The organism is Micromonospora sp. NPDC127501, from assembly GCF_040302185.1.
Taxonomy (GTDB): Bacteria; Actinomycetota; Actinomycetes; order Mycobacteriales; family Micromonosporaceae; genus Micromonospora.
Genome location: NZ_JBEORJ010000011.1, coordinates 64,769 through 90,633 on the forward strand (window position 1 = coordinate 64,769; position 25,865 = coordinate 90,633).

A 25,865-nucleotide genomic window follows, 5' to 3' on the forward strand; every position below is an offset into this window, starting at 1 on the left:
TCGTCGCGATAACGCTGCGTACTCATAGAGTCACACTCAGGCAGGGTGACGTCAAGCTATTCCGGGAAAGTCGGACTTGTGTCGTTGGCCCGAGTCGAGGTCAGCGCAGCCCGGACGTCGCCACGTACGCCACACCGGCGCCGTCGATCCGCAGCGGCGCTCCCAACGCCGTACCGATCGCCGCCTCGCCCGAGACCAGCGTCAACGCGCCGGCCCCGTCGTCCACGGTGATCGAACCGCCAGCGCAGAGCACCACCCGGGGGCCGGGCAGCGGCAGCGTCACCGAGGGCACCGCCTGGTCGACCCGCACCCGGTGCAGCGCGAAATCGTCCACCGGCACGGGCCACCAGTCCACGCCCGGGCCGACCGGCTGCGCGGCCCGCACCGGATCGTCGAGCACCTCGAAGCGCAGCACCCGCAACAACTCGTCGACGTCCACCCGCTTCGGGGTCAGGCCGCCGCGGAGCACGTTGTCGCTGGCCGCCATGATCTCCACGCCGCAGCCGCTCAGGTAGGCGTGCAGGTTGCCGGCGGGCATCCAGATCGCCTCCCCCGCCTCCAGCCGCAGATGGTGCAACAGCAGCGCGACCAGCGCACCCGGATCCCCCGGGTACGCCTCGGCCAGCCGGCGGGTCAGCTCGGCGTCCGGGCCGTCGGCCGGCGCTGCCACCACCGCGGCCAGCAGGTCGTGACGCCTGGCGACCGGCCAGCCGAGCAGCGTCCGCACCGCCGTCCGCAAACCCGCCGGCCCGGCCCGCAACGCGGCGACCACGGGCGCCAACGCCGGTACGCCGAACGCGGCGAGCGCCTCGGCCGACTCCGCCGGATCCCGGAAACCGCACAGGGCCTCGAACGGGGTGAGCGCGACCAGCAGCTCCGGCTTGTGGTGCGGATCGGAGTAGTTGCGCTGCCCCTCGGGACGCCCCGCCTCCGCCGCGTAACCGGCCTGTGCCTGCTCGGCGTCCGGGTGGGCCTGCAGGCTCAGCGGTGCGTCGGCCGCGAGCACCTTGAGCAGGAACGGCAGCCGGCTGCCGAACCGCTCGGAAACCCGCTGGCCGAGCCACTGCCCTGGCTCGTCCCGCACCAGGTCACAGAGGCTCACCCGCAGACCGGCGCGATCCACGTGTGCCGGGGCGCCCGGATGGGCCCCCAACCACAGCTCCGCCTCCGGACCCGCGCTCGGCACCGATCGCCCCTGGAGAAGGGCGATGGCCGAGCGCGAGCCCCAGGCGTAGTCCCGGATCGGCCCGTACAGTGGCTCCACCCGTCAGCCCCCGGGCCGCCCGGCCGGCTCGCCCGACGTGTCCTGCGGTTGGGGCACGGCGGTGGCGGCCGCGGCACCGGTGCCGGCCTCGGCGGCAGCGGCGCTGTAGACGTCCGGCTCCAGATAGATCACCCGGGCGATCGGCACCGCGGCGCGGATCCGCGCCTCGACGGCGTTGATGCCACGGGCCAGGTCGCGGGCGCTCTCCCACTCCGGAACGGCGATCTTGGCAGCCACCATCAGCTCTTCCGGGCCCAGGTAGAGCGTCTTCATGTGGATGATCCGCTCCACCTCGGGGCCGTCGGTGACGGCCCGCTCGATGGCGGCCAGCTCGGACGCCTCGGCGCCCTCACCGAGCAGCAGGCTCTTCGTCTCGATGGCCAGCACGACGGCGATGACGACCAGCAGGATGCCGATCATCGCGGTGCCGGCGGCGTCCCACTCGCCGTTGCCCGTGATCAGCGTCATGGTGACGCCGAACAGGGCGAACACCAGACCGACCAGCGCGCCGAAGTCCTCCAGGAGCACCACCGGCAGCTCCGGCGCCTTGGCCCGCCGGATGAAACGCACCCAGGACTGGTTGCCCCGGACGTGGTTGGACTCCTTGATGGCGGTCCGGAAGGAGAACGACTCCATGATGATCGCCGACACCAGCACGACCACCGGCAGCCAGTGCCAGGACTCGATGCCGCCCTTGTGATGCCACTTGTGGTACGCCTCGTAGAGCGCGAACAGGCCACCGATGCTGAACAGCACGATGGACACGATGAACGCGTAGATGTAGCGCTCCCGGCCGTACCCGAAAGGGTGTTCCGGGGTGGCCGCGCGCTTCGCCCGCTTGCCACCGAGCAGCAGGAGGCCCTGGTTACCGGAGTCGGCGACCGAGTGGACCGCCTCGGCCAGCATCGACGACGAGCCGGAGAGCAGGAACGCGATGAACTTGGTGACGGCGATGCCGATGTTGGCCAGCAGGGCGGCGACAATCGCCTTCGTCCCACCGTTGGCGCTCATGCCACCGCTCCGCTTCGCCGCACGAAGCCGCCCGGTCCGCGCATGACGCGCCGCCCCCTACGTTCGTTCACTGGTTCGACAGCTCCTTCATCTCGGTGATGGCCGGAACGGCCATCGGGTCCAGCCCATGTGCCAGAGCAAGGTAGATCGAGGCGAAATCCGGAACGGCGATCAGCGACGCCAGCCGTTCCAGGGCGGAGCCGCCCTCGGCGGTCACCACGTCGCACCGCACGCCACGGCGCTCCGCGAGGGTCTGCACCGCGTCCGCACGGCGCTCCTCGACGGCGAGCGGCTCGTCGGTGTCGTCCTCGGCGTTGAGCCCGCCGTCGCGCAGCAGCACCAGCCGCAGCCTGGTGCCCTCGCCGTCGTCCTCGGCCGGGTCGGCGAAGATGTCCCGCTCCCCCTCGGCCAGGCCGCCGAAGACGCCGTCGAGCAGCCCGACCCGACCCCGCCCGGCCTCACCCAGCGCTCCGGTGACCACCGGGTAGCGGGCGTTGGCCGACAGGGTGTCGCCGAACCGGCGGGCCGCCACCGTGGCCAGCGGGGACGAACCCCAGACGATCGGGATCGAGCCGGCCAGGCCCAGCGCCAGTGACTTCGCCGGATTGACGAAGGACTCGGCGGCGGACCGGCAGCGGTCGGCGTCCGCGTCGAGCCGGGCCGCGGTCTCTGCCAGGTCCGCCTCGTTGACCTTCACGAGCCCGAGGGAACGGGCGGCGAGCAGGACCGGCACGGTGAGCGCCCAGAGGCTGGCCCGGGCCGGGGCACGCCGGGGCACCGGGATGAACGGCGCCCGGGCCTGCTCGGCGATCGACTGCAACTGCGAGTCCGGGGCACCCACGGCGACGAGCCGGGCACCGCGGCGGTGGGCCGCCTCGGCCGCGCCGAGCGCCTCCGGGCTACGTCCGGACGCGCTCACCGCGATCACCACGTCGGCCGCGCCCACCCAACCGGGTACGCCGGCGGAGCGGTGCCCGATGATCGGGACCGGGCAGCGCGGCCCGGCGACCGTGGCCAGCACGTCCCCGGTACGCCCGGCGGTGCCGATGCCGGCGATCACGACGGCTCGGGGCCGCCCGTCGTCGGCGAGCACCGCGAGGTTCGCCTCGGCTGCCAGTGCGGCGCTCTCGCGAACCTGCGCACCGGCCGACGCCGTGTGCCGGAGCATGCCGCCCGGGTCGGCCTCGGCCAACGCCTGCGGGTTGTCGAGCAGGGCCTCGTCGGCGTCGCGGCGCCCACTGACCCCGGCCGTACCGTCGATCATGAGGACTGCCCGGGGCCGCCGCGCGCCTCGTCGAGCAGCAGCACCGGCACGTCGTCGCGGACCTCGAAGATCCGGCCGCACTCCGTACAGGTCAACGTCTGCGCCTCGGCGTCATAGGTGAGCGGGGCGTGGTGCGTGTCCGGACAGGCAAGAATCTCGAGCAACTGCGGATCCAGGGCCATGGCGCGGCTCCTTCCACGTGTACGGCTTGACCGACGGCGGTGCCGACCGGCGCAGGCGATCTTATCGGCGAACGCGGTCGAGCACGTCGTCCCGGAGCGAGACCATCCGATCCCGGGTGGGCGCCTCGACGTTGAGTCGCAGCAGCGGCTCCGTGTTGGAGGCGCGCAGGTTGAACCAGGCGCCGTCGGGGAAACGCAGGGTGAGCCCGTCCATCTCGTCGGCCACCGCGTCGGGGTACGCGGCGCGCACCTCGGCCACCGCTGCCGCCTGGTCGACCACCGTCGAGTTGATCTCGCCGGAGGCGACGTAGCGCTCGTACTCACCGGCCAACACGGACAGCGGCAGCGACTGCTCGCCCAGCGCGGCCAACGTGTGCATCGCCGCGAGCATCCCGGTGTCGGCGAACCAGAAGTCCCGGAAGTAGTAGTGCGCCGAGTGCTCGCCGCCGAAGACGGCGTTGGTGCGGGCCATCTCCGCCTTGATGAAGGAGTGCCCGACCCGGGCGACGACCGGCTGCCCACCGTGCTCCCGGATGATCTCCGCGACGGCGCTGGAGGTGATCAGGCCGTGGATCACCGTGGAACCCGGGTGCTTGGCCAACTCACGGGCGGCCACGAGTGCGGTGATCGCCGACGGTGAGACCGGCTCACCGCGCTCGTCCACCACGAAGCACCGGTCGGCGTCACCGTCGAAGGCCAACCCGATGTCGGCCCCGTGCTCGACCACCGCGCGCTGGAGGTCGACCAGGTTCGCCGGGTCAAGTGGGTTGGCCTCATGGTTGGGGAAGCTGCCGTCCAACTCGAAGTAGAGCGGCACGATCTCCAACGGCAGCGGCGACAGGGCCGCGTCGCCCAGCACTGTCGGAACGGTGAAGCCACCCATGCCGTTGCCGGCGTCGACGACCACCTTCAACGGCCGGATGCCCGACAGGTCGACCAACTTGCGCAGGTAGCCGGCGTAGTCGGGGAGCAGGTCGCGCCGCTCGGCGGGCCTGGTCGGCGCACCGGCGGGACGAGCGTCGCCCGAGTCCAGGAGGGCCTGGGCCCGCTCCCGGATCTCGGCCAGGCCGCTCTCCTGCCCGATCGGGCGGGCACCGGAGCGGCACATCTTGATGCCGTTGTACTGCGCGGGGTTGTGGCTGGCGGTGAACATCGCGCCGGGCAGGTCGAGCGAACCGGACGCGTAGTAGAGCAGGTCGGTGGAGGCGAGGCCGATCTCGATCACCGAGCGGCCCTCGGCGCGTACGCCGGCAGCGAACGCGGCGGCCAGGCCGGGCGAGGTGGCCCGCATGTCGTACCCGACGACGACGGCGTCGCCCGGCTCGTCGGTGGAGTTGAGCAGTTGGGTGAAGGCGGCGCCCAGTGCCTCGGCGACCCGTTCGTCCCACTGGTCCGGCACCGTCCCGCGGACGTCGTACGCCTTCACAATCTGGGACAGATCAGACACGTGTTCCACTCCTTGGCCGCAGGTTAGACACCGATCCTGAGCCTAACGGAGGGTCGGGCCGTACTCCGCTCAGCCGGGGAGCCGGGGAATGAACACGGTCTGACCGCCACCATCGGTGGGCGGGTCACCAGGCTTCGGGCGACCGTCGGGCCGACCCGGCATCGGCTGGGTGGCCTCCGGCGCCGGGGTGTCCGGCCGGGCACCGTAAACCCCGCCGGTGGCGGGACGCGGTGACGGCACCGCACCACCCCAGGCGGCGCCCGGCGGCTGCTGGCCGTACACCTGGCCAGGGCGACCGGGCGCGGGCGGCAACCCACCCCCGGCGCGGTAGGTGGTGCCGCCGGGGTTGCCCGGCAGGGTGCCGGGCGCGTCGTCGGACGGCTTCCGGTCCTGCCGCGAGCGACGGAACAGCAGCACGATGAGCAGCAGACCGACCGCCACCAGCACAATGCCGAAGTACATCACCGGTGATCCTCCTCCGGACGACTCGGCGGCGGTCGCCGTGGTGTTCGGCGCCGCGGAGACGCCAGCCTGCGCGGCCGGGTTCACCGCCTCGTCCACGGTCGCGACCTCGGTCGGGCTCGGGGTCGGCGTCGGCTTCTTCGACCGCGACGGAGTCGGCGACGGAGTGACCCGCGCTCCGGTCAGCCGCGCCGCGTCGGTGGCGTGACCAAGCGTCTGGCCCGCGGCGCTGATGCCCGCGCCGGAGACCACGAGACGGCCGCCCGGCGAACCCGCCGCGAACGCCACCCGGTACCGCACCGTGATGCTCTTGCCCTTGCACAGCGTCGGCTTCAAGGGTGACGTCTGCGCGGTCGACACGGTGCCGGTGCCGCCGGTGACGGCGACCGGGAACCAGCGCCCGCCCGCGTTGACCTCCACCGCCACCTGGTTCGGCTGGAGACCCTCCAGGCTGAAGCCCAGCGCGGTACGCAGCAGGACGCACCCGTCGGTGCGCTTGCGCACCGCGACGTTCACCCCCTGTGCGGAACCACCGGCGGCGAAGCTACTGGCCGCGCCCACCCGGACCGAGTCCTGATCGGCCAGCGCCGGTGACGCACCGAGCATCACCAGGCCGCCCGCAAGACCGCAGACCGCCGCGAGCCGTGCCACGCGTCGACGCACTGTCATGATTACCTCGCCTGTTCTCCCCGGGTGGGGTCCGCAGGTCAGGCTACTACCGGCCCACCCACCCCACCGGTCATAGAGCGCCCCGCATGTGTGCGGCGTTACGGTTTACGGCTCCTCCGGCCGACCTCCTGGTGGCCGGACTGACCAGCCGATCAGCGGGCCTGCTCCGCCTCTGCGAGGGCGTCACGGCACAGCCGGTCGGCGGTGCGGGTGGTCTCCGGCAGCCGGTGGCGCGGAGTCAACGCGAGCACCCGCGCGGTCGCGTTCTCCAGGCTCACCCGATGGCCGACGCTGACGAAGACCGGCTTCACCCCGTCACGGGTCCGCAGCACCCGACCGACGACCTCGTCACCGTCGCGCAACGACGACCAGGAACCCCGCTCGGCGGACGGCTGATCCCACACCCCGACCAGTGGCGTCTTCGCCACCCCGATCGCGGGCAACCCGGTGACCACCCCCAGATGGCAGGCGAGCCCGAACCGGCGCGGATGGGCCAGCCCGTGCCCGTCGCAGACCAGCAGGTCCGGGATGGTGGTCAGCCGGTCGAGCGCAGCGAGCAACGCGGGCAACTCACGGAAGGCGAACAACCCCGGCACATAGCCGAACGCGGGTCGCCCCACACCGACCGCGGAGTCCACCACCGCCAGGGTCCGGGCGTCCAGGACCGTCACGGCCGCCGCCAGCAGGTCACCACCCTCGGCGTACGCGACGTCCAGGCCGGCCACCGTCGCGGGCGCGCTCGGCCCCGGCCCCACCAGGTCCACCAGCGGTCGCAACTCCTCCTGTACGGCCACCGCCTCGGCGACACTGCCCGGCCCGGTTGTCCCCGTGGCCGGCGCGCCGCTCGTGCCCGGCGTGCCCGGCGCTCCCGGCGCTCCCGGCGCTCCCGGCGCTCGCCATGATCCACTCGGCTCTACGGAAGTCGGGCCGTCCCACGGCCCTGGATGCCCCGACTTCGAGGAACCGGAGTCGATCACCCTCGGCCTGGGGCGTCGACGCCATTCCCGGCGGCCCTACCGTCCGGGCCACCCCGAGCGGGCTCACCGTCGGCCCGGCCCCTGATCACACCCAGCCCGAGCGCAAAGGCAATGCCGAGAGCGACACCGAAGGCGACGCCACCCTTCGCGCCGAACACCGGAATGCCGATCGCCAGGCCGATCAGAATGCCGACCGGCCAGGCCCAGACCGTGGACCTGACGCTGTGCGTACCGAATCTCGCCATGCGTCGATCTTATTCGGCCCCGCCACCCACCCGTCCCTCCGTCTGTCCATCCGCGAAGCGCGCCTACTGCCCTCTCGCTATGTCCGGGTCCGCGCCAGGATCACCGGCCGCGCGAAGCTGCTCCTCGAACATGACGAACGTCCGCTGCCGGATCCCACGAATGAGCGCCTGCTCCTTCGGCGTCAGGTGACGATCTTCCGCCTTCGCCACGTCCCTGACCGCCTGCACCGTTTCGTAGAGAGCGAAGATCGGGCCTTCGCCCTCGAGATAGTGAGCCCGAAAGCGCTCCACCTCCTGCACAAAGTCCTCAGGAGTGCGCCGAAATACGTCGCCCCCGATGTCAAAGACGATCTCGCTGAACAGGTCGTTCTTCTCCTGCCAAGCGCCAGTGTCGATCGCAACACGCCAAACCCTGGCGCCGCCGTCGGGCGTCTCCACGATTTTGACGGGCGACTGGTAGTACAGGTAGTAGGACGGGAGCACCAGACCTGGCATTTGGGCCATCAAGCGTTCCCCTCGTAAGTCGACTGCAGCGCCTGCCAAAACAGCTGTTGTTCGCGACGAAGGATTCCGTCTGCGATCGCTCCCTCGCGCCTCGTCAAGGCTCGACCCTCGATCCGGGCCACGGCGTCCACATCGCGGCGCACCTCATACAGCGCATGTTCCCAGACCGCGATTTCGTCGAGCGCGGCCAGGTGTAGACGAAACTCCGCAAGGTGCCCGTTCCGGGTCCTTAGTACGAGTTGTACGTCCCGGTAGCCACTGTCCTCGGGAGACACGAACCGGTCCTGGAAATTCACGATGACGACGTCAGGGTGGTCGCGTAGCCGCCCGAGTGCCGCGTAGAGGTCGTCGAGGTTGCGGAACTCGACCTTCGCGGCGGCCAGGTCGAGCAGCTTGGAAGCATCGCCCTGGTGTTTGGCCACCTTGTCCTCGGCTCGACGACGATCCTTGGGCTGCTCACGCCAGCCGGGCTCACCGACCCGACGATCACCGACAAGGGCCAGGGACGTAGCCAACTGATTCAGCTCCGCCTGGGCAACAGTTGCCGCCGCATAGAGATCGTCGAGGTAAAGCTGCCGATAGGAGGGGTCAGACTGAAGACGCTTCTCGAATCCCGGTTGGGTAGGTGGATCATCCGGAATCCGAATACGCGCGCTGATCCGCCGCTGGTCGTCCGTGAGTGGCGTTGGTTGTGGTTGATCCACATCGTTGCCGGTACCGGTTGTCTGTCCCAACAGCCCGGGCCCCATGGCCTCCTGCTGGGAGACGTCGTCCAGCACCTCGGCGAGGACGTCGATGGCCTGTTGATGGCTGGCCAGGTGGTACAGGGTCAGCGGACGGGCCGTCAGCGACTTCGCGAGTTCAGGCGTGGACTGGATCATGTGCGCCAGGTCGGGGTGCTGCACCAACTGCCGCACCAGCAGCTCGGCCAGGTCCGGCTCGTTCGGGGGCGGCTCTCGCCGGGCGCTGTCGAGCATGTCCCGGACCCGGTCGTCGGCGAACAGTCGCACGAGATCCCGTGCCGACGCTTCGTCCAGGTCCGGTACCAGCCGACGAAGGGTGGGCGGGTCGACCGCCGTCGCGAACTCGACGGGAGTCACACCCGCGGCGAAGACGTCGTCCACGCTGTCGGCCGACAGAACGGCGCGGGTAGGACCGCCACCCGGTGTGGGCTGGTCGAGGTCGGCGCTCGCTGGAACGTTGGCGTCGGCATCGGGGGCCGAGCCCGGGCCGTCGAGGAGCAGGTACATCCGGTTGATGTACGGGTCGCCGTGGCCGCCGTCGTCGTGCGTCGGCGGGTGATCCGGCAGGTCGGGCCGTTCGCTGAACCGGCCCCGGGGTAGTCCGCCGAGCGGCATCGGTCGGCCGTCTCCGCTCAGCACCAGCGCGTCGATGCCGACCACGTTGGGGTAGAGCGGCCGGTCCCGGACCACGCCGTTCTGCGGGTCAACGAAGAGCACCGTGCCGTTCTGGTTGAGCGCCACCCAGGCGTGCGAACCACCGTGCGCCCACTCGGTGACCAGGAACGAGTAGCTGCCGTGGCCGCCCAGCAGCAGTTGGTCGTGCAGGTTGCGGTAGCCCCGGTCGGCGGCCTGCCGCGCCTGCGCGGGGTCCGTACGTTGACCGGACGCCGGGGCGAGGAGTTGTTGGAAGCGCCCGCCGGTCACGTCCTCCACCCGGCCTGGGCCGCCTGCCTCGCCACGGATGGGGCGCCGGATGTCACCGTCGAGGTAGCCGTCGAAGGTTCGGGGCGCCGACACGCGGGGTCGCCCGTGCACCCACGTCTCGAACAGGGACAGCGTGCAGTCCAGGCAGTTGATGCCCCGGGTGGCGTCGGCCGCGGGACCGCCGTCGTTGAGCAGCCCGAACCAGCCGCCGTGTCGGGGGTCGGCGGTGCGGGTGACGGTGCCGTCTGGATCGCGGGGCATCTGCCGTTCGACGTCGACCTGGTGCAGGGCGAGCGGTGGCCGGAGTCCTCCGGGTTGCCCGTACGGCCGGGAGTCGTCGATCGGCGGCGGGTCGTCGTCGCCGGTGAGCCTGGACGGGCCGGCAGTCTCCACCGCGCCGAGCGCGAGCGCGCCCACGTCCCGGTTGGCGTGCTCGAAGGTGGCGCTGATGTCCACGACCGGCGGGGCCGTGGTGCCGGCCAGTACCGCGTCTGCCACGTCACGCCATTCGGCGTACGCGCGAGCTTCCTCGTTCGCGGCGCGCTGCCAGCCGTCGGCCCACTGCCGGTTGCCGGCCTGGTGCAGTTGTCGGGCGTAGGTGGCGTACTCGACGGCTCGGCGATCGTGCTCCACGGCACGGGTGCGCAGTCGGGCGGCCTCGGCCTGCCGGCGGTTGTTCTCGAACCCGATCCGCAGCGACTCGTAGTGGTCCTGGTAGCGCCGCCGCTCGGCGGCTTCCGCCGCTGCGGCCCACTGCGCCGCGTACGCGTCGTTGGTCTCGGGCTCGCGCACCGACGGGGCGCCGAACGCGGCCACGTCGACGGGGATCGACGCTCTTCCCCGGGCGGGATGGTCGGGCGCTCGCACCGGTGCGGGCGTCTCCCGGGTCGGGACACGCGACGGCACGGCGAACCGACCCACCACCGGTGCCGGGGTGGCGACCGGCAGCGGCCCGTTGGTGGTGGTCGGGACGCCGAAGGTGACCGGTGCCGCCGGGCCGGGGGTGATCGTCGGTGCGGAGGGCCCGGTCGTCGGAGACCAGGTGGTCGGCCCGGCGGTGGTGGGGTGCGGCGAGTTGCCGGGCTGGACCGGCGGCACACCGGTGGCAGCCGGCCCGCCGCTCGATTCGAGGGGGCCGGCCACCGGCGCGGACGCCGACGAGAGCCTCGGGTCGGCACCCACCACCGACCGACTCGGATCAGCCACCGCCGAAGTGGTCGGATCGGCAGCCGAAGCCGACGCGATCGGACCGGCACCCACCGCTGACGTGGCCGGGTTGGTGGTCGCCGCCGAGAGCACGGGGTCGGCCGGGTGCGCGACGCCCGCTCTGTCGCCGAACGATCCGCCCGCCGATGATGTCACCTCGGACGCGCCCACCGAACGGTCGACCGCGTCCACGTCGGACACCGCAGCGACCGGCATCGGTGACGAGGTGTGCAGGTCGGGCGCGACCGGAGACGCCAGCCCGGCTCCCCGTGACTGCTCGACAACGGGTGGCGTCGGCGCCGCCAACTGGTTCGGCGGCGTGGTGGCAACGGCCTCCGTCGCCTGCACCGGAATGCCGGCGGCTGTGACCAGACCACCCGAGGCCACACCACCGACAGCCCCCGTAGAGGCAGCCCCCGCTGCGGCGGAGGCCGCAGCGGACGAGACCCCGGGAGAGGGAGACGCCCCCGCAGAGGCCGCATCCCCCGCGACAGGCAGCACGGCCGGGAGGGAGGGACCCGTGAACGATGCTCCGGCGAGGGCGTTGGCCTGTGCGTCGAGCCGGGCGCGTAGCGCGTGGTCGGTCTGCCCGGTCGCCGAACCGGTGGCCCCGGACGCGGCGGCGCGCGCCACGTCCTCCATCGAGGTCAGACCCTGACCGGTGGCCAGGCTCGCCGCGCTGTCGGCGAGCACCTCGCCGGTCATCTCCCGCCCCAGGTGCTCCCCGACCTTCGCCGCTCGCCCGGTCGCGTGCCGGCCCAGGCCGGCCAGCGGCGCCACCGCCCCGCCGGCCAGCCCGCCGACCGCCGAGGCACCGAGATCGGTCAGGTCCAGGCCGTGTGCCCGCCCGGTGGAGTTCTGGTACGCCTGGGTGGCCAGGGTGACCCCGGCCTCCTCGGTGGCCTCCTCCAGCCCTCCCCGGACGGCCCGCTTGGCGAGCCCGCGTGCACCACCCCGGGCGACCTCCTTGGCGGCCCGCTCGCCGGCCTCCTTGAGCCCGTGCCTGAGGGACTTGCTGGCCAGTTGGCCCATCAGCCGCTTGAAGATCTGTTGGACCAGCAGCCGCGTCGCGGTGATCGCCGCCCCGGCGGCGGGGCTTGCCGCACCGGCGGTCAACACCGCCGCCACCGCCACGGTGAGAAGCTCGATGACCAGGATGCCCAGCTCGATCCAGACTTCCAGCTTGGCGCCCTCGATGTCGCAACCGCACTCCTCGACCAGTCGGCCCAGGTCGGCCGTGACCGCGAGCAGCACGGGCAGCGGCGCGTCGGCGCCCTCGGCGATCCCCCGCCAGGCCGCCTCGAACGCCGCGTCGACAACCCCGACGCCGCCGTACCCGTTGTGCACCTCGACGGCGGCCGCGGCGGCGTCGGCGTGCGGCCCGGCGAGCACGGAGGCGACCGCGTACCACTGGTCGGCGACGTCCCAGACGGCCCGCTCGTTGCCCTCCGGCCACTGCACGCCGACCACCCAGTCGAGGGCCTCGTAGATCCAGCCGGGCACGTCCCACGGCGCGTAGTCCAGGGGGTGCGGGATGGGGCTCGGCAGCACGCTCATCTCAGATCGTCGGCCGTCAGCGCCGGTCGGCGGCCCGACCGACCCGGGCGGCGCTGGCCCCGTCGGTCTGCACGCTCGCGTCGACCGCCTCGACCACGTCGCTGCCCAGCTCGGTGAGCCGGTGCCCGACGCCGGCCCAGGCCCGCAGCACGGTCTGCTCGAACCCGCGGTAGTTGCGCTCGAAGGCGGCGCCGATGTCGTCGCGACCCCAGGGCCGGGCACCGCTGGCGGCCTCGATCGCGCCTCCCTCCGCCGCGCGACGGGCCGTCACCGCCTCGCCGGCGAGCGCCAGGTCGGCGCCACCGCGGCGGGCCCGGGACGGATCAAGCCAGAGCTGCCCGTCGGTCATGGCTTCGCCTCACCCTTGCCGAGTACGGCGTCGGCCCGACCGAGCAGCGTGGCGTAATCGCCGGTCCTGAGGAAGTCCGTCGCCCCGGAGCCCGCCGGCATGCTCTCGGCGACGAGGTCGCGCGTGGCGTCGGCGGCGGCAGTCGCCGCGGCCCGGATCGTTTCGGTGACATTTCGGCCGAGCGCGTCAGCGTCGCGGTCCCGGTAGATGGCCGGCGTCAGCTCGACCTCGATCAACTGGCCCTGCGCGCCCACGGTCGCGGTCACCTGCCCGTCGGCCGACCGGCGGGTCACCCGCAGCGCGGCGAGTCGCGTCTGGAGGGTGTCCAAACCGGATCTGAGCTGCTGGTACTGCCCATAGACCTCGTCGAATCGGGCCCGTAGCTCGCGATTGACGCCCCGGTCCGCCTGTTCGTCCACCGCCGCCCTCCCGTCACCGTCGGTAGAGCGAAACAATACCGGCCGCCATCGATCCGTGTAGTCCGGTAGTTTCAATGCGTGATCGACCGTCAACAGGCCGAGCAGCTTGCGGCCACCTGGGCCCGCCGTGACTCGCAGCGCCTCGGCCACGAGTGCACAGCGATGGTCGACGAGTTCGACCTGGGGTGGGTCATCACGTCCGTCGTGCCCACCGAGGTGCGCACGGTGCCGGGTGACCTGCCGACGACCGTCATCGACAAGCAGACCGGCACGGTCACCACCTGGCCCCGGGTGCCGAGCACGGTGGTGGCGGAGCTGTACCGGCGTAGCCAGCCCTCGGGGCCGACAGCTCCCCGCACTCTCGACCCGTCGAGCCTGCTGGTCCGGGAAATCCATCGCGGTGCCACCCCGAACACCGCCGCGCACCTGACCATCGACGGCCGGATCTGGACGGCCCAGGGCACGAAGGCCGACGTGCCACTCAACCATCACCCGCTGGTCCGCGACTATCTCGACCAGTTGCCGCCCGGCGAGCTGGTTCGCGGTGGGGAGGCGCACGCCGAGCTGATCGTGGTCTCCGACGTCCTGCACGAGTACGACCACCGCCGCGCCGCCGAGGGCATCGCGCCGATGGGGCGGGCCGAGGCAGCGGCGCTGCTGGAGGGCGCCCGCTTCGAGATCTTCCGGATCCGCGAGCCGGGCGATCCCGCTGGTGGGCCCGCCGAGCGGCCCTGCGACTCGTGCATCGCCTTCCTGGTGCGGGCGAACGTCCTGCCGGAGTCGTCTCGCGCCTACACCGAGACCTGGAACGCGCCGGAGGCACCCGACCCCGATCCTGGGCGGTTCCCGGCGGAGGTCGCGAACGCGCTGGTCGCCGCCGGGTGGCGGCCACACATCGGGGATCAGATCATGGCCGCCGCCGCCGTACGGGACGTCACGTCGGTGCCGGGGCGCAACCATCGACACGAGGTCTTTCCCGCCGCCGTGGAGGCGCTCACCGCGTTCCCCAGCCTGGTCGGTGCGCGGCGCGGCCGGGGCGAGCAGGTGTGGATCTCCCGTTTCGACATCCGCCCGCACACCATCGCGCACACCGCCGACACCCTCGCGGACTTCGGCGCGGTGCTCGGCGTACGCCTCTTTCCGATCGGCACCGAGCAGCAGGACAGCATCCTGGCGGTGGACGAGCGCGGCCGGGTCTTCGCGCTCGACCAGGCCGGCGAGTGGTTCCTCGGCGACACCATCGACGCCGCGCTGACCACCCTGCTGCTCGGCCGCGCGCCCGCCCGGGTCCGCGACGACGGCACCTGGCAGGCCGACTAGCCCGGCAGCGTTGCCGGCCTAGAGAGCGAGGCCGGTCAGCACCATGACCCGGGGCTCGGTGTAGTCGTCCATCGCGCTGCGCAGCCCCTCCCGGCCGACGCCGCTGCCCTTCACCCCGCCGTAGGGCATCTGGTCGGCACGGTACGACGGCACGTCACCGATGATCACCCCGCCCACCTCCAGCGCGCGGGCGGCGGCGAAGGCCACGTCCAGGCGCCGGGTGAAGACGCCGGCCTGCAAGCCGTACGCCGAGTCGTTGACCGCCGTGAACGCGGCCTGGTCGTCGGCGACCGGGGTGACCACCAGCACCGGCCCGAACACCTCCTCGGCCACGACCTTGGCGTTCGCCGGCACGCCGGTGAGCACGGTCGGGGGGTAGGTCGCGCCGTCGCGGAGGCCGCCCACCTCGACGGTGCCGCCGGCGGCGACGGCCTCGGCCACCCACGTCTCGACCCGGCGGGCCGCGTCCTCGGACACCATCGGCCCGACGTCGGTCAGCTCGGACGCGGGGTCTCCGGTCCGCAGCCCCCGCACCGCCGCCACCAGCCGGGGCAGGAAGTCGGCGTGCACCGCGTGGTGCACGTACACCCGCTGGACGGCGATGCACGACTGGCCGGCCTGGTAGTTGGCGAACGTCGCGATGCGCTGCGCGGCGAAGTCCAGGTCCTCGTCGGCCGTCCAGTCCGCACAGAGCACCGCGGCGGCGTTGCCGCCCAACTCCAGCGTCACGTGCTTCTCCGGCGCGGCGCGGCGGATGGCCGCTCCGACCGGCCCGGAGCCGGTGAACGACACCACCGGTAGCCGGGGTTCGGTGACCAGTTCGGCGGCGCGGTCGTTGGGCAGCGGCAGCACCGAGAACATCCCGGCCGGGAGGTCGGTCTCGGCCAGCAGTTCGCCGAGCAGCAGCGCGGTCAGGGGCGTCGCGGGCGCGGGCTTGACGATGATGGGCGCGCCGACGGCGATGGCCGGCGCCACCTTGTGGGCGACGAGGTTGAGCGGAAAGTTGAACGGCGTGATGCCCAGCACCGGCCCACGCGGCACTCTTCGGACCAGCGCGATCCGCCCGCCGGCGGCCGGGTCGGTGTCGAGTCGTTGCAACTCGCCGGAGAAGCGGCGGGCTTCCTCGGCGGCCCAGCGGAAGGTCGACACCGCACGTCCGACCTCGGCGCGGGCCCACTTGAGCGGCTTGCCGTTCTCCGCGGTGATCAGGGCGGCGATCTCTCCCGCACGCTCGGCGAGCCGCCGGGACACGTGGTCGAGGGCCGCCGCGCGGGCGTGCGCGGGCAGGGCCGCGGCCTGCGCGGCCACCCCGGCCGCCGCGGCGACGGCGGCGTCGACCTGGTCGGGCGTGGCGACTGTGGTACGCCCCACCGGGCGGCCGTCGTACGGGTGGTGGACGGTCAACTCACCCTCGCCGGTGGCGGGGCGGGAGGCGACGAAGAAGGCTGCGGGCTCCACGCCGAGCAGCGTAGCCGAGCGACCAGTCGACGGAAACAGTCGCGATAACCCTTGTCTGCCGCGAATTCAGTAGCGAAGATGGCAGAGAGATTGCGATAACCGCCGCAGAACCGCGCCCCCGGCCCCCTCGGAGTGATCCCTCATGAGTGACCAGCAGCAGCTGCGCAACTTCGTCAACGGCTCCTACGTCGACCCGTCCGATGGCGGTTACGCCGACCTCGTCGACCCCTGCACGGGCGAGGTGTTCGCCCAGGCCCCGGTCTCCGGCGCCGCCGACGTGGACGCGGCGATGAGCGCCGCCGCCACCGCCTTCGAGAGCTGGCGGGAGGTCACCCCCGCCGAGCGGCAGCGGGCACTGCTCAAGCTCGCCGACGCCGTGGAGGCGCGCGCCGCCGAGCTGGTCGACGCCGAGGTCCGCAACACCGGCAAGCCCCGCCAGCTCACCGCCGAGGAGGAGCTTCCTCCGGCGGTGGACCAGTTCCGGTTCTTCGCCGGTGCCGCCCGGATGTTGGAGGGACGGTCCGCCGGGGAGTACCTGGCCGGGCACACCTCCTACGTGCGGCGTGAGCCGATCGGCGTCTGCGCGCAGGTCACCCCCTGGAACTACCCGCTGATGATGGCGGTCTGGAAGATCGCCCCCGCGCTCGCCGCCGGCAACACGGTGGTGCTCAAGCCGTCGGACACCACCCCGGTGTCGACGCTGCTGCTCGCCGAGATCGCCGCCGAGTTCTTCCCACCGGGGGTGTTCAACGTGGTCTGCGGCGACCGCGACACCGGTCGTACCCTCGTGTCGCACCCGACCCCGCAGCTGGTGTCGATCACCGGCTCGACCCGCGCGGGCATGGAGGTCGCCGCCGCGGCGGCCCCCGACCTGAAGCGCACCCACCTGGAGTTGGGCGGCAAGGCCCCGGTGGTGATCTTCGACGACGCGGACGTGGCGGCGGCCGCCGAGGCCATCGCGCTGGGCGGCTACTTCAACGCCGGGCAGGACTGCACGGCGGCCACCCGGGTGCTGGCCGGCCCCGGCGTCCACGACGACTTCGTGGCGGCGCTCGCCGAGCAGGCCCGCAACACGAAGACCGGCGCCCCGGACGACGCCGACGTGCTCTACGGCCCGCTGAACAACGCCAACCAGCTCACCCGGGTCAGCGGTTTCGTGGACCGCCTGCCGGACCACGCGGCGATCCAGACCGGCGGGTCCCGGCAGGGCGAACGCGGCTACTTCTACGCGCCGACGGTGGTCTCCGGGCTGCGTCAGGCCGACGAGATCATCCAGGACGAGGTGTTCGGGCCGGTCATCACCGTGCAGCGCTTCTCCGACGAGGACGAGGCGGTGCGCTGGGCCAACGGCGTCGACTACGGCCTGTCCGCGTCGGTCTGGACGCGGGACCACGGCCGGGCCATGCGGATGACCCGTCGACTGGACTTCGGCTGCGTCTGGGTCAACACGCACATCCCGTTCGTCTCCGAGATGCCGCACGGTGGCTTCAAGCACTCCGGGCACGGCAAGGACCTCTCGGTCTACAGCCTGGAGGACTACACCCGGATCAAGCACGTCATGCACAACATCGAGGGCTGAACCGTGGGCGCGAGGAGTGAGCCGGGTTTGCGAGCCCCGCAGCCGCGAACGAAAAGCGCCGCCGCGCCGACGTCCGAGGAGCTGCACAAGCGGCGCGGCGATGCCGTGGCCCGGGGTGTCGGCAGTGTGATTCCGTCCTACGTGGACCGCGCCTCCGGCGGGACGATCACCGACGTGGACGGCCGGGAGTGGATCGACTTCGCCGCCGGCATCGCCGTGACCAGCGTGGGCAACTCGGCCCCGAGGGTGGTCGAGGCGGTCCGGGCGCAGGTGGAACGGTTCACCCACACCTGCTTCATGGTCGCGCCGTACGAGTCGTACGTGGCGGTGTGCGAGCAGCTCAATGCGTTGACGCCCGGCGGGTTCGAGAAACGCTCGGCGTTGTTCAACTCCGGCGCGGAGGCGGTGGAGAACGCCGTCAAGGTCGCCCGGCACGCCACCGGGCGGCCGGCGGTCGTGGTGTTCGACCACGCGTACCACGGCCGGACCAACCTGACCATGGCGTTGACCGCGAAGAACATGCCGTACAAGCACCGGTTCGGGCCGTTCGCCGGGGAGATCTACCGGGTGCCGATGTCGTACCCGCTGCGCGATGGTGGGCTCTCCGGCGCGGAGGCGGCGGCCCGGGCCGTCGAGATGATCGAGAAGCAGGTCGGCGCGGAGAACGTAGCCGCGCTGCTCATCGAGCCGATCCAGGGCGAGGGTGGCTTCGTCGTACCCGCGCCGGGTTTCCTGCCCGCGCTGCGGGCCTGGGCGACGGCGGCCGGGGTGGTCTTCGTCGCCGACGAGATCCAGACCGGTTTCTGCCGTACCGGCGACTGGTTCGCCTGTCAGCACGAGGGCGTCGAACCCGACCTGGTGGCAGTGGCCAAGGGCATCGCCGGTGGCCTGCCGCTGGCAGCGGTGACCGGTCGGGCGGAGCTGATGGACGCGGTGCACGTCGGTGGGCTCGGCGGCACGTACGGCGGCAACCCGATCGCCTGCGCCGCCGCGCTGGCCACCATCGAGACCATGCACGAGCTGGACCTCGCCGGTGCGGCCCGACGGATCGAGTCGGTGCTGGTCCCCCGACTACGGGCCATCGCCGAGCGGGATCCCCGGGTCGCCGAGGTACGCGGCCGGGGCGCGATGCTCGCCGTGGAGCTGGTGCTGCCGGGCACCCTCACCCCCGACCCGGTCGCCACCGCGGCGATCTCGGCGGCCTGTCACGCCGCCGGCCTGCTCACCCTGACCTGCGGCACGTACGGCAACGTGCTGCGTTTCCTGCCCCCGCTGGTGATCTCCGACGGGCACCTCGGCCGGGGTGCCGACCTCCTCGACGCCGCCTTCGGCTGAGCGGCTGAGCGGTGGAGGGGCCCGGTGCACGGGCCCCTCCACCGATGTCAGCGAAGCACCTCGACCGTGTTGCGGCGCACCAGGTTCTTGCCCGGCTCGCGGATCTGCTCCATGGCGGCGGAGTTGAGCAGCACGCAACTGCCCGACGGGCCGGTCACCGTCACAGTGGTCGCCCGGTTGTTGTCCAGGTTGGTCACCCGCAGCCGGGTCCCCACCGGGAACTGCCCACTGGTCGCCGCCGGTCCGGCCGCCTCCTCGAAGAAGGTGATCGCCCCCGAGCAGGCCGACTGGGGCGCCGGGCCGGGCGCACCGGGAGACGCGGCGCCGGGGCGGACGGTGCCGGGGGCCGGAGCGCCGGCGGGCGGGGCCGCGCCGTCGACGCGTTCCACCACGTTGCGGCGGATCACGTTCTTCCCCGGCTCGCGGACCAGCTCCATGGCCGCCGCGTTGAGCAGCACGCAACTGCCCGACGGGCCGGTCACCGTCACCGTGGCCGCCCGGTTGTTGTCCAGGTTCGTCACCCGCAGCCGGGTCCCCACCGGGAAGCGGTCGCTGGTCGCCGCCGGCGCCCCGCCCTCCGCGGAGAAGGTGACCGAGCCGGAGCAGACCGACGACCGTGCCGGGGCCGTGTCGGCGAACCCGAAGCTGGTCCCCACCGACACGCCCACCGCGGCGAGCACCGCCACGCTCGCTGCCAGCACGTGCCTGCGCTGCACCCTCATCGCCGTCACTCCCGTCCTCGGTGGTGTCCTTCACCCACCGGTACGGACCAAAGCGCCCTACCGTTCAGCCGGCACGGGTATCGATCGTGCGGCGGCCAGGTCCACCGGCCCGTACCGGGTGCGCGGGGCCCCGGTGATCAGCGCCCAGTAGCGGTCGCCGTACGACCAGTGCCACCACTCGGTCGGGTAGTTCACCATGCCCGCGCCGCCGAGGGCGTCCACCAAGATCTGCCGGTGCCGACGGGCGGTGCCGCCGATCGTCGGCGCGTCGGTGAAGCAGGCGTCGGCGCTGTCCTCCGGGGTGGCGTCGATCGCCGTGCCCAGGTCCAGCTCCACACCGTCGTCGGTGCAGAGCGTCAGGTCCACCGCGCCGCCCGTGCTGTGCGGGGCCACCTCGACCGGCGAGACGAACTTCGTGGTCTCCCGGTGCAGCCGCTGCGGTGACCACTCCGGGTGCCGTCGGCGCAGCTCGTCGCGGTAGCCGGTGAAGATGACCAGCTGCGCCTGGTACGGCCGGTAGCCCTCGACCACCAGCAGCCGCAGCCCACCGGGCAGGGCACGCTGCGCGGCCAGCAGGCGGTCCACGACACCGGCGCGCAACCGGGCGTACGCCCCGGCCGGGTCGGCCGCCCGGCCGTCGAGCCGCAGCTCCGGCAGCTCACGCAGGTCCACGAACTCCTCGCCGTCGTCGGCGCTGGGCACCGCCGCCACCCGGGGGTCGGAGAGCAGGATCATCGGATGCTCCCCGCCGTGCTCGCGGACCGTTCGGCGTGCCGGAGCCGGGCCAACTCGACGAGGCGGTCCACCACCTCCCGATAGCTGACCCCGACGGCGGCCCACACCTTCGGGTACATCGAGTGCGCGGTGAAGCCGGGCATCGTGTTCAGCTCGTTGACGTACAGCTCACCGGTCGTCTCGTCGTAGAAGAAGTCGACCCGGGCCAGACCCCAACCGCCGATCGCGGCGAACGCGCGCAGCGACAGCTCGCGGACCCGCGCGGTCACCTCGTCCGGCAGTACGGCGGGGACGATCATCGGGTCGGCGTCGCCGAAGTACTTCTGCTGGTAGTCGAACCAGCCGCCGCTGACCTGCACCTCGCCCACCGCCGACGCCTCGGGACGCCAGCCACCGAGCACCGCGCACTCCAGCTCCCGGCCGGCGACCCCCTGCTCGACCATGACGAGTTGGTCGTGGCGAAGCGCCTCCTCCACGGCGGTGGCCAGGTCGTCGCCCTCGCCGACGCGGGAGATGCCGATCGACGAACCCATGCTGGCCGGCTTGACGAAGAGTGGCCGGCTCAGCCCGGTCACCAACTTCTGCGGGTCGTCGACCGCCCGGTAGGTCTGCGCGTCGAACGACACGTACGGGGTGACGGGGATGCCCTCGGCGCGCAACGCCCGCTTCATCGCCACCTTGTTCATGCCGACCGCCGAGGCGAGGATGCCGCACCCGACGTACGGCACGTTCAGCGACTCCAACAGCCCCTGCACCACCCCGTCCTCGCCGTACGGACCGTGCAGCACCGGGAAGACCACGTCCAGCTCGGCGTGCACCGCGCCGGGGGCGTTACCGGCGGACACCTGCACGACACCCGGACGCGGACCGGCCCGCAACTCGACGGCCGGCCCGGTCACCACCAACTGGTCGTCGATGGCCCGCTCGCCGGCCGGTCGGTCGCGCAACTCGGCCAACAGCGCGTCGGGCATCAGCCGGAACCCGCCACTGCGGGTGACGCCGATGGCGACAGTGCGGTAGCCGCCACCGGCGAGCGCCCGGGCCACCCCGAGCGCGGAGGCACAGGAGACCTCGTGCTCCGCCGACGGTCCACCGAACAGGATTCCGATCCGAACTGGCGCGCTCACGCCGCCGCCCCTTCCTCAGCCAGGTCGGCGGATCGCGGGGCCATCAACCGGGCCACCAGCGACTCCTCCACGTTTCCGCCGGTCAGCACCACGCCGACCGTCCGCTGCCGGTCCCTCTCCGGGGCGAGCCGGAGGGCGCCGGCCAGGCCTGCCGCCCCGGACGGCTCGGCGAGCACCTTGAGCTCCGTCAGGATCAGCCGGAACGCCGCCGCGATCTCGTCGTCGTCGACCCGGACGACCCCCCGCAGCGTGTCCCGCACGATGGCGAACGGCAGCTCCCCCACGCAGGACGGCCGCAGCCCGTCCGCGATGGTGGGCGCCGGCGTGACCGGCACCCGTACACCTGCCGCCAGGCTGCGGGCGAGCGAGTCGCAGCCCACCGGCTCCACCCCGTACACCTCGATGCCGGAGCCGGCGGCGGCCAGGCACGCGCCGGCCACCCCGCCACCACCACCCACCGGTACGACCAACGCGTCCAACGGCGTCCCCGCGCGCTCGGCGTCCTCGATCAGCTCCAGGCTCGCGGTGCCCTGCCCGGCGATCACGTCCGGGTGGTCGTACGCGTCGACGACGGGGTGGCCGCTCTCGTCGCTGAGCCCGTCGGCCACCGCCACCCGCTCCTCGACGCCGGTGCCGGCGAACACCACCCGCGCCCCCGCCGCGCGCGCCCGGTCGACCTTCGTCGGTGCCGCGTCGACCGGCAGCACCACTGTCGCCGCAAGCCGGTGCTGCCGGGCCGCCAACGCCACCGCCACCGCGTGGTTGCCGGTGCTCTGCGCGATCACCCCGGTGTGGCCGGCCATCGCGAGGCGGCCGACCGCGCGCAGCGCGCCCCGCATCTTGTACGAGCCGCCGTTCTGGAGGTTCTCCGCCTTGAGCAGGACCCGCGCCCCGGCTAGCTCGTCGATCACCGGGGACCGCAGCACGGGGGTGCGGACCACGCGGCCGGCAAGCCAGCGGCTGGCCTCCTCGACATCGGCCCGGACCTGGCCAACGGTGCGTGTCATCGTGTCTCCTTTTCGGGCACACCACAGGCGGGGTCCAGCGGTACGTGGACCCCGGTGAAGGTGGGTGGAAGTGTCAGTTCACGGTGGGTAGCTGGACGTCGACCCGCAGGCCGCCGTACTCGGCGGGCCGGGCCGCGATGATGCCGTCGTGGGCCTGGGTGATCGAGCGGGCGATGGCCAGGCCCAGGCCGGCCCCGCCGCCCTGCGAGGTCCGGTCCCGGGCGAGCCGGCGGAACGGCTCGAACAGACCGGCCACCGCCTCGGCCGGCACGGGCTGGCCGGTGTTGACCACTGACAGCGCGGGCACGCCGCTCACCACGACGGTCAGGGAGCCGCCCGGCCGGTTGTACTTGATCCCGTTCTCCACCAGGTTGGTGACCAGGCGTTCCAGCAGCACCCGCTCGCCAACGACGACCCGGGGTACGAGGTGGGTCTCCACGGTGACCCCGGCCTCCCGGGCCCGGTCCAGGTATCCGGCCAGCACCGCCTCGACGATCGTGTCCAACCGCTGCGGTATCCGCGATCGGAGGCCCTGGTCGCTCTCGCTCAGCGCGAGCAGGCCCTCGATCAGGCGTTCGTTGCGCTCGTTGGTCTCCAGCAGTTGGCTGGTCAGCAGCTCCAACTGCTCGCCGCTGAGCGCCCTGGCCATGCCGACCTCGATGAGCGTCCGCTGCACGGCGAGGGGCGTCCGCAGCTCGTGCGAGGCGTTCGCGGCGAACCGCCGCTGCCCCTCGTACCCGGCGGAGACGCGTTCCATCATCTCGTCGATCGCCCGGGACAGCCGGGCCAACTCGTCGCTGCCCCGGGGCCGGATCCGGTGACCGAGGTTCTGCGGGCCGAGGTGCCCGATCGGCCCGGCCAGGTCGGCGACCGGGCGCAGGCACCACGCCGCGGCGAACCAGAGCCCCACCAGGACGGCCACTGTCACGAGCAGGACGGCCACCAGGGGCAGCATGAACGCCCCGGGCCGTACGTTGCCGCACACCGTCGACAACCCGGGCATGGGCACGTCACAGAACTGCTGCCCCCAGGCCCAGGTCATCCCCGACAGCCACTTGCCCATCGCCGGCAGTATCGGGCCGGCCAGCAGCGCCAGCAGCCCCACCAGCAGCACCCGTCGTCGGGGCGTCCAGCTCACGCCGTGCCGCCGATGCGGTAGCCGGCCTTCGGAACGGTGTGGATGATCGCGGGATCGCCGAGCTTCTTGCGCAGGGTCATCACGGTGACCCGTACGGCGTTGGTGAACGGGTCGGCGAACTCGTCCCAGGCCTGCTCCAGCAACTCCTCGGCGCTGACCACCTGACCGTCCGCGCGCAGCAGCACGTGCAGCACCGCGAACTCCTTGGGGCTCAACGCGAGCGGGCGGCCGTCCCGGGTGGCCAGGTGTCGGCCCACGTCCAGCGCCAGGCCGTCCTGGGCGAGCACCGGTGGCAGCGCCGGCGTGGACCGTCGCCCGAGGGCCTGCACCCGGGCCACCAGCTCGGCGAAGGCGAACGGCTTGGTCAGGTAGTCGTCCGCGCCGAGGCCGAGGCCCTCCACCCGGTCCCGGATGCCGGCCGCCGCGGTGAGCAGCAGTACCCGGGTGCCAACCTGGGAGTCGGCGATGCTGCGGCACACCTCGTCGCCGGTGTGTCCGGGCATGTCCCGGTCCAGCACCGCGACGTCGTACCGGTTCACCCCGACCCGCTCCAACGCACCGGCACCGTCGTAGCAGACGTCGACGGCCATCGAGAGGCGGCGCAGCCCTTCGGCCACCGTGTCCGCCAACAACCGCTCGTCGTCCGCCACCAGCACCCGCACGTTTTTCCGCTCCCCCAGTTCGGCTTGCCCGGCATACCGTCGCAGGCCCGGGTTAAGGGTTCTGTAAGCACCCGCCGCAGCCATCCTCCACGTGGGTGTCCAGCGGGCAAACCACCGCAAGCCAGTCCTGGTCGACTTCGTGCCCGTGTCACGTCTTCTGGGTCGTCCGTCCCCCGAAGGCCCCGGCGGTTGGCGTGCAGGGGTGAGCTGCGTCACGATGGGGGCCGAGGAGGTCGCCCGATGGCTGACCCGTGGCTCGCCCTGGAGTTCGGCGTCGATCCGGCGGAGAGGATCGCGCAGGTCGGTGCCGCCCACGAAGCCTTCCTGACCGCCGGCGCGGCGCCGCACCGGGTGCGGGAGGTGGTCCGCCGCTCCTGGGAGCGTTCGGCACGGCTCGACCCGGAGGCCACCCCGCCGGTCGACCTGGCCGACGACGTTCTGGCCGCGTACCGGGCGGTTCACCCGTTGGCCCGGGTGCTGCCGCTGTTCCGGGACCTGCTCGGCGGTATCGCCCAGGACGGCGCGCACCTGATGGCGGTCTGCGACGCGCACGGGCGACTGCTCTGGGTCGAGGGGCATCCGGGTGTGCTGCGGCACGCCGAGCGGATGAACTTCATGCCCGGCGCCCGTTGGGACGAGACGCACGCCGGCACCAACGCCCCCGGCACCGCGCTGGCCGTGGACCACAGCGTGCAGATCTTCGCCACCGAGCACTTCAGTCGCCCGGTCCAGCGGTGGACCTGCGCGGCCGCGCCGATCCACGATCCGACCACCGGGCGGCTGCTCGGCGCGATCGACATCACCGGCGGGGACCATCTGGCGAACCCGCAGAGCCTGGCGCTGGTCCGGGCCACGGCCCGGGCCGCCGAATCGCAGCTCGCCGCCGACCGACCACCGGAACCCGGCGTCGCCACCGTGACCGCGCTCGGCCGGGACGAGGCGGAGCTGCGGTTCGAGGGCCGACGGATCCGGTTGGGTCGACGGCACAGCGAACTGCTGGTGCTGCTGCTCCAGCACCCCGAGGGGCGCACGGGCGTTCAGCTCGGCCTCGACCTGTACGGCGACGACCGACTGCACCCGGTCACCCTGCGCGCCGAACTGTCCCGGTTGCGCCGGGTGCTCGGTCCGGAGCTGCTCGATTCCCGCCCGTACCGGCTACGCGGGACCGTCCGCGCCGACTTCACCACCGTCGCCGACCGGCTGGACCAGGGCGATCCGACGGGCGCGCTCGACGCGTACCCCGGGTCGCTGCTGCCCGGCTCGGACGCGCCGGGAGTGGCCCGACTGCGCCGGCTCATCGACGGCCACCTCCGCGCGGCCGTGCTGGCCGCCGCGGACCCGGCGCTGCTCGCGGCCTGGACTGCGACGCCGGCCGGTGCCGACGACCTGGCCGCCTGGCAGGCCCTGGCACGGGCGCTGCCGCTGGGCGCGCCGCGTCGGCCCCTCGCCCTCGCACGCATCGACCAGCTCGCCGGGGAGTACGACCTTCCGCGCGCAACGTGGCTGCAACGTCGCTGAAACTACCGTCGCCGTCGGCACACCCGCACAACGACGGCGGA

The 25,865-nt window shown here is 72.7% G+C and carries 23 protein-coding genes; 4 read left to right on the forward strand and 19 right to left on the reverse strand.

The window, feature by feature from the left end; translation table 11 throughout:
- Positions 1-100: 100 nt before the first annotated feature.
- From manA to ABTW72_RS23825, 12 genes are all read right to left on the reverse strand, one after another.
- Complete coding sequence (gene manA, locus ABTW72_RS23770) at positions 101-1,264, reverse strand: mannose-6-phosphate isomerase, class I (protein WP_350861944.1); 1,164 nt, start codon at positions 1,262-1,264, stop codon at positions 101-103.
- Between the two features lie 3 nt (positions 1,265-1,267).
- Positions 1,268-2,275, reverse strand: a complete 1,008-nt coding sequence (locus ABTW72_RS23775; RefSeq protein WP_350861946.1) for a cation diffusion facilitator family transporter — start codon at positions 2,273-2,275, stop codon at positions 1,268-1,270.
- Positions 2,276-2,342: 67 nt separating this feature from the next.
- A complete protein-coding gene (locus ABTW72_RS23780) occupies positions 2,343-3,539 on the reverse strand; it encodes an SIS domain-containing protein (RefSeq protein ID WP_091394020.1) in 1,197 nt (398 codons plus the stop codon).
- Positions 3,536-3,721: a Trm112 family protein gene (locus tag ABTW72_RS23785; RefSeq protein ID WP_091394023.1), complete on the reverse strand. Its 186-nt coding sequence runs from the start codon at positions 3,719-3,721 to the stop codon at positions 3,536-3,538. The genes ABTW72_RS23780 and ABTW72_RS23785 overlap by 4 nt, the downstream gene beginning before the upstream one ends.
- Before the next feature lie 61 nt (positions 3,722-3,782).
- Complete coding sequence (locus ABTW72_RS23790) at positions 3,783-5,168, reverse strand: phosphomannomutase/phosphoglucomutase (protein WP_350861949.1); 1,386 nt, start codon at positions 5,166-5,168, stop codon at positions 3,783-3,785.
- A gap of 69 nt (positions 5,169-5,237) precedes the next feature.
- A complete protein-coding gene (locus ABTW72_RS23795; RefSeq protein ID WP_350861951.1) occupies positions 5,238-6,299 on the reverse strand; it encodes a hypothetical protein in 1,062 nt (353 codons plus the stop codon).
- 152 nt (positions 6,300-6,451) lie between these two features.
- Positions 6,452-7,093 (reverse strand): endonuclease V, encoded by a 642-nt coding sequence (locus ABTW72_RS23800; protein WP_350861953.1) that lies wholly within the window; start codon positions 7,091-7,093, stop codon positions 6,452-6,454.
- A gap of 179 nt (positions 7,094-7,272) precedes the next feature.
- On the reverse strand, positions 7,273-7,521 hold the full coding sequence (locus tag ABTW72_RS23805) for a hypothetical protein (protein ID WP_350861954.1): 249 nt from the start codon (positions 7,519-7,521) through the stop codon (positions 7,273-7,275).
- 63 nt (positions 7,522-7,584) lie between these two features.
- Positions 7,585-8,025: a hypothetical protein gene (locus ABTW72_RS23810; protein ID WP_350861956.1), complete on the reverse strand. Its 441-nt coding sequence runs from the start codon at positions 8,023-8,025 to the stop codon at positions 7,585-7,587.
- Positions 8,025-12,455, reverse strand: a complete 4,431-nt coding sequence (locus ABTW72_RS23815; protein ID WP_350861958.1) for a toxin glutamine deamidase domain-containing protein — start codon at positions 12,453-12,455, stop codon at positions 8,025-8,027. The genes ABTW72_RS23810 and ABTW72_RS23815 overlap by 1 nt, the downstream gene beginning before the upstream one ends.
- A 16-nt stretch (positions 12,456-12,471) precedes the next feature.
- Positions 12,472-12,804: a hypothetical protein gene (locus ABTW72_RS23820; RefSeq protein WP_112582405.1), complete on the reverse strand. Its 333-nt coding sequence runs from the start codon at positions 12,802-12,804 to the stop codon at positions 12,472-12,474.
- Positions 12,801-13,223, reverse strand: a complete 423-nt coding sequence (locus tag ABTW72_RS23825; protein WP_350861960.1) for a YbaB/EbfC family nucleoid-associated protein — start codon at positions 13,221-13,223, stop codon at positions 12,801-12,803. The genes ABTW72_RS23820 and ABTW72_RS23825 overlap by 4 nt, the downstream gene beginning before the upstream one ends.
- A gap of 78 nt (positions 13,224-13,301) precedes the next feature.
- Here ABTW72_RS23825 and ABTW72_RS23830 point away from each other — a divergent pair, with 78 nt between their 5' ends.
- Positions 13,302-14,543, forward strand: a complete 1,242-nt coding sequence (locus ABTW72_RS23830) for an SUKH-3 domain-containing protein (RefSeq protein WP_350861962.1) — start codon at positions 13,302-13,304, stop codon at positions 14,541-14,543.
- Positions 14,544-14,561: 18 nt separating this feature from the next.
- On the opposite strand, the gene ABTW72_RS23835 is transcribed toward ABTW72_RS23830, so the two are convergent.
- Positions 14,562-16,001, reverse strand: a complete 1,440-nt coding sequence (locus ABTW72_RS23835; RefSeq protein WP_350861964.1) for an aldehyde dehydrogenase family protein — start codon at positions 15,999-16,001, stop codon at positions 14,562-14,564.
- A 142-nt stretch (positions 16,002-16,143) separates the two neighbouring features.
- Between ABTW72_RS23835 and ABTW72_RS23840 the strand changes: the two genes are divergently transcribed.
- Positions 16,144-17,580: a gamma-aminobutyraldehyde dehydrogenase gene (locus ABTW72_RS23840; RefSeq protein WP_238683549.1), complete on the forward strand. Its 1,437-nt coding sequence runs from the start codon at positions 16,144-16,146 to the stop codon at positions 17,578-17,580.
- Between the two features lie 27 nt (positions 17,581-17,607).
- Positions 17,608-18,915, forward strand: coding sequence for a 4-aminobutyrate--2-oxoglutarate transaminase (gene gabT / locus ABTW72_RS23845; protein ID WP_350861966.1), 1,308 nt, complete (start codon positions 17,608-17,610; stop codon positions 18,913-18,915).
- Positions 18,916-18,962: 47 nt separating this feature from the next.
- Here gabT and ABTW72_RS23850 read toward each other — a convergent pair whose 3' ends face one another.
- The 6 genes from ABTW72_RS23850 to ABTW72_RS23875 all read right to left on the reverse strand — a co-directional run bounded on the left by ABTW72_RS23850 (position 18,963) and on the right by ABTW72_RS23875 (position 24,306).
- The gene (locus tag ABTW72_RS23850; protein ID WP_266303627.1) at positions 18,963-19,637 is read right to left on the reverse strand and encodes a hypothetical protein; all 675 of its coding nucleotides are present in this window, start codon (positions 19,635-19,637) and stop codon (positions 18,963-18,965) included.
- Positions 19,638-19,694: 57 nt separating this feature from the next.
- Positions 19,695-20,372, reverse strand: a complete 678-nt coding sequence (locus tag ABTW72_RS23855; protein WP_350861969.1) for a M15 family metallopeptidase — start codon at positions 20,370-20,372, stop codon at positions 19,695-19,697.
- A complete protein-coding gene (locus ABTW72_RS23860; protein ID WP_350861971.1) occupies positions 20,369-21,499 on the reverse strand; it encodes a D-alanine--D-alanine ligase family protein in 1,131 nt (376 codons plus the stop codon). Before ABTW72_RS23860 ends, ABTW72_RS23855 begins: the two co-directional genes overlap by 4 nt.
- A complete protein-coding gene (locus ABTW72_RS23865; RefSeq protein ID WP_350861972.1) occupies positions 21,496-22,506 on the reverse strand; it encodes a threonine ammonia-lyase in 1,011 nt (336 codons plus the stop codon). Before ABTW72_RS23865 ends, ABTW72_RS23860 begins: the two co-directional genes overlap by 4 nt.
- 73 nt (positions 22,507-22,579) lie before the next feature.
- A complete protein-coding gene (locus tag ABTW72_RS23870; protein ID WP_350861974.1) occupies positions 22,580-23,644 on the reverse strand; it encodes a sensor histidine kinase in 1,065 nt (354 codons plus the stop codon).
- The gene (locus tag ABTW72_RS23875; RefSeq protein WP_350861976.1) at positions 23,641-24,306 is read right to left on the reverse strand and encodes a response regulator transcription factor; all 666 of its coding nucleotides are present in this window, start codon (positions 24,304-24,306) and stop codon (positions 23,641-23,643) included. Before ABTW72_RS23875 ends, ABTW72_RS23870 begins: the two co-directional genes overlap by 4 nt.
- A gap of 240 nt (positions 24,307-24,546) precedes the next feature.
- On the opposite strand from ABTW72_RS23875, the gene ABTW72_RS23880 reads away from it, so the two are divergent.
- Entirely contained in the window at positions 24,547-25,824 is a 1,278-nt protein-coding gene (locus ABTW72_RS23880) for a GAF domain-containing protein (RefSeq protein ID WP_350861978.1), read from the forward strand.
- Positions 25,825-25,865 lie beyond the last annotated feature (41 nt).